This window comes from Nonomuraea sp. NPDC050733, assembly GCF_040654215.1.
Lineage (GTDB): Bacteria > Actinomycetota > Actinomycetes > Streptosporangiales > Streptosporangiaceae > Nonomuraea.
Genome location: NZ_JBFAHO010000007.1, coordinates 198,581 through 212,546 on the forward strand (window position 1 = coordinate 198,581; position 13,966 = coordinate 212,546).

Genomic DNA, 13,966 nt, shown 5'->3' on the forward strand with positions numbered 1-13,966 from the left:
AAGGGGCGTGCCGGGCCGTCAGGCCTCTCCGGCCTGCTGTGCGAGTGCCGCCTCGCGTTCGAGCGAGATGTCCCGGAGAAGCGCGGTGTCCTGGTAGAACGAACGCTTTTTGGTGATCTTGCCGTTCGCCACGTCGACCAGCTCCAGAACCGTCATCCTCCACGGGCTGCCGTGGACGTCCGTGCCACTGTTCGTGGCCACCACCACCACGCGAGTGGGACCGTCGGCGATGAGCTCGTCAACGCTGATGGCTGAGATGTCCAACCCGGTCAGCTCGTGCATCCGCCGCCGCGCCGGCCCGATGGCGGCTCCCCTGTGGACGCCGCTGTCGGGGTGGCCCCAGTTGAGCTCGATCTCCTGCTCGTCGGTCAGCTCTTCGATCGTGGCGAAGTCCGGGCCGCCGGGCACTCGGAGAACGGCTTCGTAGAAGCGGCGAACCACGTCCTTGTTCAGCTCGGGCCGGGTCGGGTTCTCACTCGGCATGGAAGTTCCCTTTCTGTCGAAGGTGTCCCGGAACCGGTGTGGGTCCGGGACGCCGCGAAGCCCGGCGCGTACCGGCCGGCTTCGAGGCGTGCTGTCAGGGTGTCGGGTCGCCGAACCAGCGGGTCGCGGCGTGCCGGAACGCCTCCTGGTCGGGGTCGTGGCCGTCGGTCCAGGCGGCGATGCCGTCGGGCCGGATCAGCAGGGCGCCGAATCCGAGGTCGTCGCTCACCGGCCCGGACGCGTAGCCGATCCGGCCTTTCCAGCTCGTCGCCGCGTCGTGCAGGCGCTCGCCGGTGGTGAAGTCGAGTGCGACGCCGTGTCCTTCACGTAGCAGGTCACCGAGGCGGGTGCCGTCGGCGAGACGGAAGTCCGGGGCGGTCCGGCCGACGAGTGGCTGGTCGCTGCCCAGGTCGTAGCGGTGGGACAGCCCTGAGGTGCTGCGGAACACGTGGGTGGTCCCGTCGCGGGTGCCGAGCAGGTCGTGGACCAGCCGTCGCAGGGCCGGGGCGTTGGGGCCGGGGTTCATGGTCGCGACCTGGGCGCGTGACCAGTCGAGGATCGCCGCGCCGACGGGATGGCGTTCGGCGGTGTAGGTGTCGAGCAGGCCGTCCGGGGCCGTGCCGTGGATGGTGGCGGCGAGTTTCCAGCCGAGGTTCATGGCGTCGCCGATGCCGAGATTGAGGCCCTGGCCGCCGAGCGGGGAGTGGATGTGGGCGGCGTCGCCGGCGAGCAGGATGCGGCCGTTCCGGTAGGTCGTGGTCTGCATCGCGCGGTCGGTGAAGCTGGAGGCGAGATGAACCTCGGTGAGCGTCGCGTCGGTGCCGGAGACCCGGCGCAGGACCGTCTGGAGGTGCTCGCGCGTCAGCGGCCGCGAGCGGTCGAAGGCGCCGCCGTCGAAGTCCATCATGCCCAGGTGCCCCTCGAAGGGCGTCCGCAGGTACATGCCGGTCGGCGTCAGGTTGAAGCCCAGGGTGAGCTTCTGCGGATCGGCGAAGGTGACGCGGGCGGCGTAGCCGGTGAACAGCGGTTCGGTGCCGACGAAGTCGAAGCCCGCCAGTTCGCGCACCGTGCTGCGTCCGCCGTCGCATCCCACGAGCCAGCGCGCCTGGTGGTCGCGCCCGCCGGCTCGGGCGACGACGGTGTCGCCGTCCTGGGTCACGGCCTCGACGGGAACGCCCCGCAGGATCCGCACGCCGAGCCGGGCAGCCCGCTCGGCCAGCACCGTCCCGACCGCGTCGAGACTGGTCATGAGGCCCTCCATCGCCGGGCCGGGCAGCCGGAACGGGAGAGCGGCGGTGTCGATGCCGGCCGGGTCGAGCCGCATGCCCGCGAAGTGGCTCACGGCACGAGGAGCCGGCGGCTCGTGCGCGTCGGGGTCCGCGCCGATCTGCTCCCCGTCGGCGCCCGAGGCTTTCACCAGCTCTTCCAGCATCCCGCGGCGGTAGAACGTCTCGACCGATCCGGCGTTCAGGCCGCGCATCCCCAGCGGGAGCGCCTTCCACGGCGAGGTCTGCTCCTGGTCCCGCTCCAGCACCAGGACCGAGCAGTCCGCCAGCGCGAGCTCACCGGCGAGGAACAGGCCCACCGGGCCGGCACCCACGATGACCACGTCATACACGTCGGGCCTCCTTCGATCAGGACCGTCCGGCGAGACCCCGGACGGGCTATGGAGCATCGCTCCATAAATGGAACGGTACTCCATGCTGGATCGATGCTCCAAACGTGCCAGAATGTCACCCATGGCCGTACGGACCCGTCAATCACAGCGACGCAGGCAGGTGCTCACCCGGGAGCGCATCGTCGAGACCGCTGTCGAGCTGCTGGACGCGGTGGGCCAGGGTGCCCTGACGGTCCGGGCGCTGACCGGCCGCCTGGCCACCGGGCCCGGCGCGATCTACTGGCACATCGGCAACATGGACGAGCTGCTGGAGGCCGCGACCGACGCCGTCGTCGCCACCGCCCTGGCCACGCGACCCGCCCAGCCCGTGGGCGCGCCCCAGGACGAGATCCGCGCCGCCGCGCTCGGCCTGTTCGACGCGGTCACCGAGCACCCATGGCTCGCCGCCCAGCTCGCGGTCCAGCTCACCCGCAACCCCTGGGGGCCGGTGACATTGCGGATCTTCGAAAGCATCGGCCGGCCGGTCCGCGCGCTGGGCGTGCCGCAAGGCGACTGGTTCACCACGACCTCGACGCTGGTCCACTACATCCTCGGCGCCACCACCCAGACCTCCCAGGCGTCCGGCGACGACAGCGTCCCCGGCTCCGAAGCGGACCGCGCCGAGTTCCTCGACGCCGCGTCCAGGGCATGGCAGGACCTCGACCCCGACGACTACCCGTTCATCCGGGCCATCGCCGACCAGATGCGCGAGCACGACGACCGCGAACAATTCCTCACCGGCATCGACCTCGTCCTCACCGGCATCACCACCCTCCACCCACCCACCTGAACGCCACGAGGCCGGTCAGGACCAGCACCCCCGCGATTCCGCGTCCGCCTCTTGCGGTGGCCGATCGCTACCGAAGAGGTCAGGTACGGGTCCAGCGTTGGTTGGCGCCGCCGTGGCACGACCAGATGGTCAGCTTGGTGCCGTTGGCGGTGGCGTTCTCCGGCACGTCGAGGCACTTGTTCGCCCCGACGGCGGTGATGGTGCCGTCGGAGTCGAGGCGCCACTGCTGATTGCTCTGGCCGTTGCAGTCCCAGATGATGACGTTGGTGCCGTCGGCGGTTCCCCGGTCGTACACGTCCAGGCACTTGCCGCCGTAGACGCGCAGTTCGCCGCTCGCGGTGGGCGTCCACTGCTGGTTGGCCTGGGTGTTGCAGTCCCAGATCTGCGCCTGCGCGCCGTTGGCCTGCGAGGCGCCGGTGACGTCGAGGCACCGGCCCGAGCCCACTCCCTTGATCGCGACCGTGGTGGGCTGGACGATGCCGCCGCCGGTCACGACGTACATGGCCGCCCCGTGCCCGAGGACCGACGCGCTGATCGTCCCTGACGAGGAGGACGTCGTGTGAGCCCACAGGTCACGTACCGAGTATGAGGACGCCGACCCCAGCCCCAGGGCCGCGGCGCTGGTGGAGACGGTCGAGGTCGAGGTGCCCCGGTTGAGCAGGACGACCGCGACCGAGCCGTTCTTCATCGGCTTGCGCCAGACCTCCAGGTTGCCGTTGTCACTGATCTTGTGGCCCTGCCGGCCGCCCCAGTCCTGATTGACCGCGATGACCTCGGTGTTGGTGAGGATGGTGCGCGTGTCGGCGCTCATCGTGCGGAGGTCGTTGCCGGCGATGAGCGGCGCGTTCAGCAGCGACCACAGGCTGAAGTGCGCGCGCCCCTCGGTCCCCGTCACCCCGCCGACGCCGACCTCCAGCATGTCGGGGTCGTTCCACCCACCCGGCCCCGAGTACGACTCCAGCCCGACCTGCTGGTCCAGGATGCCCATGATGGAGCTCCAGTTGGCCGCGATGTCGCCGGTGTTGCGCCAGGAGTTGCCCACCGGCATCCCCCACGTCCACACGCTCTCCTGGCCCCAGTTGCACAGGCTGTACACGATCGGACGGCCGGTGGCGGCCAGCGCGTCCCGCATGGCGGTGTACCGCTGCTGCCCGTTCATGCCCCGGTGGTCGCCGCAGTTGTCGTACTTCAGGTAGTCGATCCCCCAGGACGCCCACAGGGCGGCGTCGCGGCGCTCGTTGCCGAGGCTGGCCGGGTAGCCCGCGCAGGTCGTGGTGCCGGCGGAGGAGTAGATGCCGAGCTTGAGCCCCTTGGAGTGGACATAGTCGGCCAGGGCCTTGATGCCGTTGGGAAATTTCTGCGGGTCCGGGACCAGGTCGCCGTTGGAGTTGCGGCTCTTGGTGGACCAGCAGTCGTCGATGTTGACGTAGGTGTAGCCCGCCGCCGCCATGCCACTGGAGACCATGGTGTCGGCCGTCTGACGGATCAGGCCGTCGTTGACGTTGCAGCCGAAGCTGTTCCAGTCGTTCCAGCCCATCTGCGGTGTGCGGGCCAGGCCGTTGTCCAGGGCGACGGCCGGTGACGTGGCACCGCCGATCGCGACGAGGGAGCCGGCCGCCAGTAACGCGGCCATCGTCAGGCCAAGGATTCTGCGCATCTGCTTCTCCACCTGCCGGAGTGATGTCATGAGCCGGCGCGGGTCCAGCGCTGGTTGGCGGTGCCGCCGCACGACCAGATCTGGAGCTTGACGCCGTTGGCGGTGCTGTTGCCGGGCACGTCCAGGCACTTGTTCGCGCCCACCGCGGTGATGGTGCCGTCGGCGTTGAAGCGCCACTGCTGGTTGCTCTGGCCATTGCAGTCCCAGATGACGACGCCGGCGCCGTCGGCGGTGCTCCGGTTGGACACGTCCAGGCACTTGCCGCCGTACACACGCAGCTCACCGGAGGCGGTGAGCGTCCACTGCTGGTTGGCCTGGCCGTTGCAGTCCCAGATCTGCGCCTGCGCGCCGTTCGCCTGCGACGCGCCGGAGACGTCCAGGCACCGGCCCGAGCCCACGCCTCTGATCGCCATCCCGCTGGAGCCCGGCTGGCCGATGCTGCCCGGAACCGACTGCAGCGCCGCGTACCAGGCGGCGGCCATCTTGTCGTAACCGCCGGCGGTCGGGTGGATGCCGTCGATCAGGTCGGAGGCGGTCAACCTGCTGTGCATGTCGACCAGGTGAACGTGCTTGCCGCTGTTCACCTTGCTCTGGACGATGCCGGGGATCGCCGCGTTGAACGTGCGGGCGGCGGCCTCCTGGCCGGAGTTGGACAGCGGAATGACGGTCGCGACGAAGACGTCCGCGTCGGGCACGGCCGCGGTGATGTGGTCGATCAGCGTGGACAGCCGTTGCGGGGCGCCGGCCACGTCGTGGTTCTGCAGGATGTCGTTGGTACCCAGGTGGAGGAGCAGCGTGCGCGGTGTGTACGTACGCAGCCAGCCGGTGACGTTCGCGTCGATCTGGTCGATCCGCCAGCCCGGATGGCCCTCGTGATCGTGGTCGCCCAGGCTGCCGGGCCCGTTGAACTGCGAACCGACGAAGTCGGCTGTGTAGCGGCCGCCGATCAGGCGCTGCCACAGGCCGATCCGGTACCCGCCCGGCACCTGCGTGCCCTCGGTGATCGAGTCGCCGAGCGGCATGACCCGTACCCCGCCGTTGGACTCGGCTGTGGCGGCCGCCACCCGGTCCGCACCGAAGCCCGTCATCCGGGTCGGCGACGCGGCCGTGGCGGGCGTGACTCCCGGCAGCAGGCCGACGGCCATCAGCGACACGGCGGCGGTCACCAGTACGGCGCGTAAGGCTCCGGTGATCGTCGGGCCGCGTCCGGCGCGGCCGGCCATGGTCATCACGTCCGGGCCCACTTCTGGTTGGGGCCGCCGTGGCAGGAGTAGAGCTGGAGCCGGGTGCCGTTGGCGGTGCCCTGGCCCACCGCGTCCAGGCACAGCCCCGACTGCACACCGGTGATGGTGCCGTCGGCGTTCAGGCGCCATTTCTGGTTGGCGCCGCCGTGGCAGGAGTAGATCTGGATGCCGGCGCCGTTGCCGGTGCCGGCCGCGTCGAGGCACTTGCCGCCGTAGATCCTGAGCTCGCCGGCCGAGGTGGCGTCCCACTGCTGGTTGGCACGCCCGTTGCAGTCCCACAGCTGCACCGCGGTGCCGTCGGCGGTGGCGGCGCCTGGCACGTCCAGGCAACGCCCGGAGCCGGCTCCCTTGATCTGCCCGGCGGCCGGTGGAGTCGGTGTCGTGGTGGACGAGCCGCCGTCCAGGCCGAAGAAGCGGATGGCGTGGGCGGCCATCCCGGGGTGGGGCAGGTCGTGGCCGGCGCCGCTGATGGTGTACGCCTCGACCTGCCCGGACCCGAAGACCCGACGGGTCCAGCCGGACTGCGGGCTGTCAGTGGAGGCGGGGGTCTGGCTGAGTCCGTGCGTGTTGGTCCACTGGTCGACCTCTTCCTGCAACATCGTGTAGGGCAGGACGGAGTCGGCGGTGCCGTGCCAGGCCATGACGCGCGGCCGGGGCCCGGTGTAGCCGGGGTAGGCGTTCCTGACCAGGTCACCCCACTGCTGCGGCGTCTTGTCGCCGCAGCCCGCTGGGCCGAGGCAACCGTAGGGAACCCCCGAGAACGGCGCGCCCGCCCTGAACACGTCCGGATACGTGGCGAGCAGGTTGAGGGTCTCCATCGCGCCGGAGGAGAAACCGGTGGCGAACACCCGCTGCGGGTCGCCGTCGTAGCGTTGCAGCACGTAGCCGGTCATGGAGACGATCGACACCGGGTCGCTGCCGCCGCCGTGGCGCAGTGCCTCGTTCGACCAGACGTCGAAGCAGTTCGACATGCCGTTGGCGCTCTTGTTCGCCTGCGGGTAGATGACGATGAAGCCGTACCGGTCGGCCAGCGAGGCGAACTCGGTGCCCTGGTGGAAGCCGGGAGCCCAACCGTTGCAGCCATGCATGGCCACGAGGACCCCCGGCCGGGGCGCCACCCGGTCGGGAACGTAGAGGTACATCCGCAGACCGCCGGGATTGGCGCCGAAGCTGGTCACTTCGGTCAGGGCCGCCGCCGACGCACCCGGCGCAACCGTGAGGAACACGGACAGAGCGGTGGCCGCCGCCGTGATCAGAGCCGTCAGCGCGGCTCCGATGCCCGCGTATCTTCTCGTACGCGGTTCGCCTCGCTTCATTGTTCCGCCTCTCCGCTGTTAGCGCTAACAAGCCGCTGACCGCCCGGACTCCGGTGGAAGTGGTGGCAGCACGGAGCAAATATGAGGCAGAAAGATACTGTCAAGAGCGCCTTAGCTTGCGGCGAGCCCGAGGGGGCGCCGACCGAGCGCATTCACCTCGGACTATCCGATCTGACCGCGATCGACCAGCCAGAGCGTCGCCATGAAACTTTCAGATGAGCCGCACCACCAGGCCGGTCGAAACATTTCAAGGCCCGGTTTACATATCGCGCCAGTGCAGCAGGCCCAGGCAGGACAGGCGGCCCCGAAAGTTTTCACTGTGTTCTTGACAACTTTCGGCGAGATTCACACACTGAGTGCCCGAGGAGCTCCCCTGCCGGCTCCCGACGCCGGTGGAGCGCGCCACCAGGGGTGCGCCCCGCACCATCCCTTCCCCCCCGATTCGCCGATGGAGGCCCAAGCATGCGTGTCAACGCCATGTCCCCACCGACCACCAGGCGGCCGCTCGGCGCGCGCCGCCGGGCGCTGATCACCGGCGCGGTCGGCACACTCGGCCTGATCACGGCACTGGCGACGGCGATTCCGGCCGATGCCGCGGCGAGCACGCTGGGCGCGGCCGCCGCGCAGAGCGGCCGCTACTTCGGCACCGCCATCGCCTCGGGCAGGCTCGGCGACTCCGCCTACACGACGATCGCCAACCGCGAGTTCAACATGGTGACGGCCGAGAACGAGATGAAGATCGACGCCACCGAGCCCAACCCGGGGCAGTTCAACTTCTCCGCCGGGGACCGGGTCTACAACTGGGCCGTGCAGAACGGCAAGCGGGTGCGCGGGCACACCCTGGCCTGGCACAACCAGCAGCCGGGGTGGATGCGGCAGTTGTCGGGCGGCTCGCTGCGCCAGGCGATGATCAACCACATCAACGGCGTCATGAGCCACTACAAGGGCAAGATCTACGCCTGGGACGTGGTCAACGAGGCCTACGCCGACAGCGGCGGCGGCCGCCGCGACTCCAACCTCCAGCGCACCGGCAACGACTGGATCGAGGTGGCCTTCCGCACCGCGCGCGCCGCCGACCCGGCCGCCAAGCTCTGCTACAACGACTACAACATCGACAACTGGACCTGGGCCAAGACGCAGGGCGTCTACAACATGGTCAGGGACTTCAAGTCCCGAGGCGTGCCGATCGACTGCGTCGGCCTGCAGTCGCACTTCAACGGCAACAGCCCCTACAACAGCAACTACCGCACGACCATCCAGAGCTTCGCCGCGCTGGGGGTCGACGTGCAGATCACCGAGCTGGACATCCAGGGCGGCTCGGCCACCACGTACGCCAACGTCGTCAACGACTGCCTGGCGGTGCCGCGGTGCGCCGGCATCTCGGTCTGGGGGGTTCGCGACACCGACTCCTGGCTCGGCGCCGGCGCCGCCCCGCTGCTCTTCGACGGCAACGGCAACAAGAAGGCCGCCTACACCGCGGTGCTCAACGCGCTCAACGGCGGCACCACGACGCCGCCCGGCGAGGGCGAGGTGGGGCAGATCAAGGGTGTGGCCTCCGGCCGCTGCGTGGACGTGCCCAACTCCGGCACGGCCGACGGCACCGCGGTGCACCTGTGGGACTGCAACGGTCAGAGCAACCAGCAGTGGACGCAGACCTCGGCAGGGGAGCTGCAGGTGTACGGCAACAAGTGCCTGGACGCCGCGGGCACGGGCAACGGCGCCAAGATCCAGATCTACTCCTGCTGGGGCGGCGACAACCAGAAATGGCGCGTCAACTCCGACGGCACGATCGTGGGCGTGCAGTCCGGGCTGTGCCTCGACGCGGTCGGCAGCGGCACCGGCAACGGCACGGGGCTCCAGCTGTACAGCTGCTGGGGCGGCAGCAACCAGAAGTGGACCTACAACCCGGGCACCGCGTGAGCTGCACCGACCGGTCCCCTGGCGCCTGGGCCTGAGGACCCGGACCAGCTCCACCTGCCGACCGCACCCCACGGGTGCGCGCCTCCCCCGGCCCGGCGAAGAGGCCGGGGGAGCGTGCGCCGTTCGACACCGGCCGCGGGCAGGGCACAGCAATTTAACAATCCAGGCGCCGAAAGTTACGCGGTCGCCGATCCGTAACGTGTGCAACTCTCCCATGCACGAGCAGTGCAACCTCTGGAGGTTCCTGTGAGGCGCGTGCTCGCCGCTCTGTCGGCCCTGCTTCTGCTGGGCGTGCTACTCACGGCCCAGGACGCGTCGGCCGCGACGGTCGACACCACCACGTGGTACGTGCTGGTCAACCGCAACAGTGGCAAGGCCCTGGACGTCTACAACCTGTCCACCGCCGACGGCGGCCGCATCACCCAATGGGCCCGTAACGACGGCAATCAGCAGCAGTGGCAGTTCGTCGACTCCGGCGGCGGCTACTACCGGCTGAAGTCCCGCCACTCCGGCAAGGTCCTGGACGTCTCCAACTTCTCCACCGCCAACGGCGCCTCCATCGTCCAGTGGAGCGACCACGACGGCACCAACCAGCAATGGAAACTCGCCGACTCCGACGGCGGCTACGTACGCCTGATCAACCGCAATAGCGCCAAAGCCCTCGAAGCACAGGGAGCCTCCACCGCCGACGGCGCCAACATCGTCCAGTACGACGACTGGGGCGGCGCCAACCAGCAGTGGCAGCTCGTCCCTATCGGCGGCAACCCGAATCCGGGCGGCACCTACACCAACCCGGTCGTCTGGCAGGACTTCGCCGACGGCGACATCATCCGGGTCGGCGACGCCTACTACTACTCCGCCTCGACGATGCACTACTCGCCCGGCGCGCCGATCCTGCGTTCCTACAACCTGGTCGACTGGGAGTACGCCGGGCATTCGGTCCCGAGGCTCGATTTCGGCTCCGGCGCCTACGACCTCAACGGCGGCCGGGCGTACGTGAAGGGCATCTGGGCCTCCGCTTTCAACTACCGGCCCCGCAACAGCACCTACTACTGGATCGGCTGCGTCGAGTTCAACCGGACCTACGTCTACACCGCCTCCGCCGTCGACGGCACGTGGACCAAGCGCTCGCAGATCAACAACTGCTACTACGACGCCGGCCTGCTGGTCGACACCGACGACACCATGTACGTCGCCTACGGCAACAGCTCCATCAGCGTCGCCCAGCTCTCGGCCGACGGGCTCAGCCAGGTGCGCGCCCAGCAGGTGTTCCAGACCCCGAGCAGCGTCGGCACCCTGGAGGGCTCCCGCTTCTACAAGCGCGGCGGCTACTACTACATCTGGCTGACCCGCCCCGCCAACGGCCAGTACGTGCTCCGCTCCACTTCCCCGTGGGGCCCGTACGAGATGCGTCAGGTCCTGCTCGACCTACCCGGCCCCGTCTCCGGCGGCGGGGTGCCGCACCAGGGCGGGCTCGTCCAGACCCAGAACGGCGACTGGTACTACATGTCGTTCGTCGACGCCTACCCCGGCGGCCGGGTCCCGGCGCTCGCGCCGATCACCTGGACCGGCGACTGGCCGGCCGTGCAGACCGTCAACGGCGGCTGGGGCGTCACCTACCCGCGCCCGAACATCCAGACCAGCCGGACCGTCGCGTCCATGATCGGCCCGGACACCTTCACCTCGGACACACTCGGCCCCCGCTGGGAGTGGAACCACAACCCCGACACCAGCCGCTTCTCCACCGGCGACGGCCTGCGCCTGCAGACCGCGACCGTCACCGGCGACCTCTACAACGCCCGTAACACGCTGACCCACCGCATCCAGGGCCCGTCCTCGACGGCGACGATCGAGCTCGACCACTCGCAGATGGCCGACGGCGACCGCGCCGGGCTGGCGATGCTGCGCGACCAGTCGGCCTGGATCGGCGTCAAACGCGACAACGGCGTCAGCCGGGTCGTGATGACCAACGGCCTGACCATGAACGGTTCGTGGCAGACCACCGGCACCGGCACCGAGGCGGCGGGCGCGAACATCTCGAGCGGCCGGATCTGGTTGCGGGTCAACGCCGACATCCGGCCGGGCTCCGGCAGGCAGGCCCGCTTCTCTTACAGCACCGACGGCAGCACCTTCGTGAGCCTCGGCCCGGCCTTCACGTTGAACAACGCCTGGCAGTTCTTCATGGGCCACCGCTTCGGGATCTTCAACTACGCCACCCGGTCCCTCGGCGGCGCGGTGACCGTACGCCGCTTCGACCTCACCACCCCCTGACTCCTCTGAATCGGAGAACATCGTGAGATCCAGATTTCTGGCCGTCCTCGCGACGTTGGCCACCTTACTGGCGAGCCTGTTCGTCGCCGTTCAGCCCGCCGACGCGGCCACCATCGACACCAACGCCTGGTACGTGCTGGTGAACCGTAACAGCGGCAAGGCGCTGGACGTCTACAACCTGTCCACGGCCGACGGCGGCCGCATCACCCAGTGGACCAGGAACGACCAGAACCAGCAGCAGTGGCAGTTCGTCGACTCCGGCGGCGGCTACTACCGGCTCAAGTCCCGCCACTCCGGCAAGGTGCTGGACGTCTACAACTTCTCCACCGCCAACGGCGGCGCGATCGTGCAGTGGGCCGACGGCAACGGCACCAACCAGCAGTGGCGGCCGGCCGACAGCTCCGACGGCTACGTGCGGTTCATCTCGCGCCACAGCAACAAGGCCCTGGAGGTCCAGGGCGCCTCCACCGCCGACGGCGCCAACATCGTCCAGTACGACGACTGGGGCGGCGCCAACCAGCAGTGGCAGCTCGTCCAGGTCGGCGGCGGCGGCAACCCCGGTCAGTGTGCTCTTCCGTCGACGTACCGCTGGAGCTCGACGGGCCCGCTGGCGAACCCGAAGTCCGGGTGGGTGTCGCTCAAGGACTTCACGGTCGCCCCCTACAACGGCCGGCATCTCGTCTACGCCACGACGCACGACACGGGGACGAGGTGGGGCTCGATGAACTTCAGCCCCTTCACCAACTGGTCCGACATGGCCTCGGCCAGCCAGAACACGATGTCCTCCGCCGCTGTCGCGCCGACGCTCTTCTACTTCGCCCCGAAGAACGTCTGGGTGCTCGCCTACCAGTGGGGCGGCACCGCCTTCTCCTACCGGACCTCCAGCGACCCCACCAACCCCAACGGCTGGTCAGCGCAGCAGACGCTCTTCTCCGGCAGCATCTCCGGCTCCGGCACGGGCCCCATCGACCAGACGGTCATCGGTGACGGCACGAACATGTACCTGTTCTTCGCCGGCGACAACGGCAAGATCTACCGCGCGAGCATGCCCATCGGGAACTTCCCGGGCAGTTTCGGCAGCACCTCGACGGTGGTCATGAGCGACACGACGAACAACCTGTTCGAAGCCGTCCAGGTCTACAAGATCCAGGGCCAGAACCAGTACCTCATGCTCGTCGAGGCGATCGGCTCGCAGGGCCGCTACTTCCGCTCGTTCACGGCCACCAGCCTGAACGGTTCGTGGACTCCCCAGGCCGCCACCGAGGGCAACCCCTTCGCCGGCAAGGCCAACAGCGGCGCCACCTGGACCAACGACATCAGCCACGGCGAGCTGGTCCGCGCCGGCGCCGACCAGACCATGACCGTTGACCCCTGCAACCTGCAGCTGCTCTACCAGGGCCGCAGCCCCAGCTCCGGCGGCGACTACGGCCTCCTGCCCTACCGGCCGGGCCTGCTGACCCTGCGGCGCTGAGGACGTGACGGGGGCGGCCCGGCGCTCCGGGCCGCCCCCGTCAACACCCGTGGCTAGACTGCCGCCATGACCGCGGAGTCGTCCCCTCTGACCATCGCCCAGCTCGCCGAGCTGGCCGGTGTCTCCACCGCGACGGTCTCCAAGGTCGTGAACGGCCGTTCCGAAGTGTCGTCCGAAACCCGCGCCGCCGTCGAGGAGCTCATCCGCCGGCACGGCTACCGGCGCCAACGCCGCCGCTCCACGCCGACGGCCCTGATGGAGCTGGTCTTCCACGCGCTGGAGGGCGACTATCCCGTCGAGATCATCAAAGGAGTGGCGGAGGTCGCCCGTGAGCACGGCCTCATGGTGGGGATATCGGACCTGCGCCGTGACCACACCGCCGGGGACGCCTGGCTGGAGGATGTGCTGCGGCGCCGCCCGAGCGGCGTGATCGCGGTGTTCTCGGGCCTGACCGAGGCCCAGCACGAACAGCTCGCCTGTCGCGAGATCCCCCTGGTCCTGCTGGACCCGGCCGACGCCTCCGCGAGAAACATCCCGTCGGTCGGCGCCGGCAACTGGAACGGCGGCCTCACGGCCACCCGCCACCTCCTGGAGCTCGGGCACCGCCGCATCGCCATCATCACCGGGCCCGACTCCGCGCTGTCCAGCCGGGCCCGTCTCGACGGCTACCGCACCGCTCTCGACATGGCCGGGGTGCCCGTCGACCCGGAGCTGATCGGCCGGGGAAACTTCTTCATCGAGGGCGGTCTGGCCGAAGCCCACCGCATGCTGCGCCTGCCCCACCGGCCAACCGCGATCTTCGCCACGAACGACGGCCAGGCCATCGGCGTCTACCACGCGGCCCATCAGCTCGGCCTGCGCATTCCGGACGATCTCAGCGTGATCGGCTTCGACGACATGCCGTCGGTGCGATGGGCCATCCCCCCGCTGACCACCATCCGCCAGCCCTTCACCGAGATGGCCGCCGCGGCCGCCTCGATGCTGCTGACGCTGGCCCAGGGCGAGCCGCCGCCCCAGAGCCGTGTCGAGCTGGCCACCGAACTCGTCGTACGCGAAAGCACCGCGCCTCCCCCACCTACGACCGCCTGAGCCGAAGCGCCTGGTCCGCCCGCTGGAATTCAGGGACTCCCAGACTGAAATCGTCAACCCGGCGGCCA

10 protein-coding genes are annotated in these 13,966 nt (G+C 69.5%); 5 read left to right on the forward strand and 5 right to left on the reverse strand.

Going from position 1 to position 13,966, the window contains the following annotated elements:
• Positions 1 to 18: 18 nt before the first annotated feature.
• Both AB0H64_RS16040 and AB0H64_RS16045 read right to left on the reverse strand, forming a co-directional pair.
• Positions 19 to 483: a hypothetical protein gene (locus AB0H64_RS16040; protein ID WP_357624456.1), complete on the reverse strand. Its 465-nt coding sequence runs from the start codon at positions 481 to 483 to the stop codon at positions 19 to 21.
• A 94-nt stretch (positions 484 to 577) separates the two neighbouring features.
• A complete protein-coding gene (locus AB0H64_RS16045; protein WP_357624459.1) occupies positions 578 to 2,101 on the reverse strand; it encodes an FAD-dependent monooxygenase in 1,524 nt (507 codons plus the stop codon).
• Positions 2,102 to 2,222: 121 nt separating this feature from the next.
• On the opposite strand from AB0H64_RS16045, the gene AB0H64_RS16050 reads away from it, so the two are divergent.
• Positions 2,223 to 2,930 (forward strand): TetR/AcrR family transcriptional regulator, encoded by a 708-nt coding sequence (locus AB0H64_RS16050; protein ID WP_357624461.1) that lies wholly within the window; start codon positions 2,223 to 2,225, stop codon positions 2,928 to 2,930.
• 79 nt (positions 2,931 to 3,009) lie between these two features.
• Here the strand turns inward: AB0H64_RS16050 and AB0H64_RS16055 are convergent, their stop codons facing one another.
• From AB0H64_RS16055 to AB0H64_RS16065, 3 genes are read right to left on the reverse strand one after another with little or no spacing between them, the layout of a single operon-like run.
• The gene (locus tag AB0H64_RS16055; protein WP_357624464.1) at positions 3,010 to 4,587 is read right to left on the reverse strand and encodes a ricin-type beta-trefoil lectin domain protein; all 1,578 of its coding nucleotides are present in this window, start codon (positions 4,585 to 4,587) and stop codon (positions 3,010 to 3,012) included.
• A gap of 26 nt (positions 4,588 to 4,613) precedes the next feature.
• Entirely contained in the window at positions 4,614 to 5,816 is a 1,203-nt protein-coding gene (locus tag AB0H64_RS16060) for a lectin (protein WP_357624552.1), read from the reverse strand.
• A complete protein-coding gene (locus AB0H64_RS16065) occupies positions 5,816 to 7,147 on the reverse strand; it encodes a PHB depolymerase family esterase (RefSeq protein ID WP_357624467.1) in 1,332 nt (443 codons plus the stop codon). Before AB0H64_RS16065 ends, AB0H64_RS16060 begins: the two co-directional genes overlap by 1 nt.
• Before the next feature lie 462 nt (positions 7,148 to 7,609).
• On the opposite strand from AB0H64_RS16065, the gene AB0H64_RS16070 reads away from it, so the two are divergent.
• From AB0H64_RS16070 to AB0H64_RS16085, 4 genes are all read left to right on the forward strand, one after another.
• Positions 7,610 to 9,067: an endo-1,4-beta-xylanase gene (locus AB0H64_RS16070; protein WP_357624469.1), complete on the forward strand. Its 1,458-nt coding sequence runs from the start codon at positions 7,610 to 7,612 to the stop codon at positions 9,065 to 9,067.
• Positions 9,068 to 9,313: 246 nt separating this feature from the next.
• Positions 9,314 to 11,338, forward strand: a complete 2,025-nt coding sequence (locus tag AB0H64_RS16075; RefSeq protein WP_357624472.1) for an RICIN domain-containing protein — start codon at positions 9,314 to 9,316, stop codon at positions 11,336 to 11,338.
• 55 nt (positions 11,339 to 11,393) lie between these two features.
• Positions 11,394 to 12,809: a non-reducing end alpha-L-arabinofuranosidase family hydrolase gene (locus AB0H64_RS16080; protein WP_357624555.1), complete on the forward strand. Its 1,416-nt coding sequence runs from the start codon at positions 11,394 to 11,396 to the stop codon at positions 12,807 to 12,809.
• 66 nt (positions 12,810 to 12,875) lie between these two features.
• Entirely contained in the window at positions 12,876 to 13,898 is a 1,023-nt protein-coding gene (locus AB0H64_RS16085) for a LacI family DNA-binding transcriptional regulator (RefSeq protein WP_357624473.1), read from the forward strand.
• Positions 13,899 to 13,966 lie beyond the last annotated feature (68 nt).

Bases quoted from the DNA above. Each gene is read 5' to 3' on its own strand.
- AB0H64_RS16040 (WP_357624456.1), bottom strand. From the start codon at position 483: ATGCCGAGTGAGAACCCGACCCGGCCCGAGCTGAACAAGGACGTGGTT.
- AB0H64_RS16050 (WP_357624461.1), top strand. From the start codon at position 2,223: ATGGCCGTACGGACCCGTCAATCACAGCGACGCAGGCAGGTGCTCACC.
- AB0H64_RS16055 (WP_357624464.1), bottom strand. From the start codon at position 4,587: ATGCGCAGAATCCTTGGCCTGACGATGGCCGCGTTACTGGCGGCCGGC.
- AB0H64_RS16060 (WP_357624552.1), bottom strand. From the start codon at position 5,816: ATGACCATGGCCGGCCGCGCCGGACGCGGCCCGACGATCACCGGAGCC.
- AB0H64_RS16065 (WP_357624467.1), bottom strand. From the start codon at position 7,147: ATGAAGCGAGGCGAACCGCGTACGAGAAGATACGCGGGCATCGGAGCC.
- AB0H64_RS16070 (WP_357624469.1), top strand. From the start codon at position 7,610: ATGCGTGTCAACGCCATGTCCCCACCGACCACCAGGCGGCCGCTCGGC.
- AB0H64_RS16085 (WP_357624473.1), top strand. From the start codon at position 12,876: ATGACCGCGGAGTCGTCCCCTCTGACCATCGCCCAGCTCGCCGAGCTG.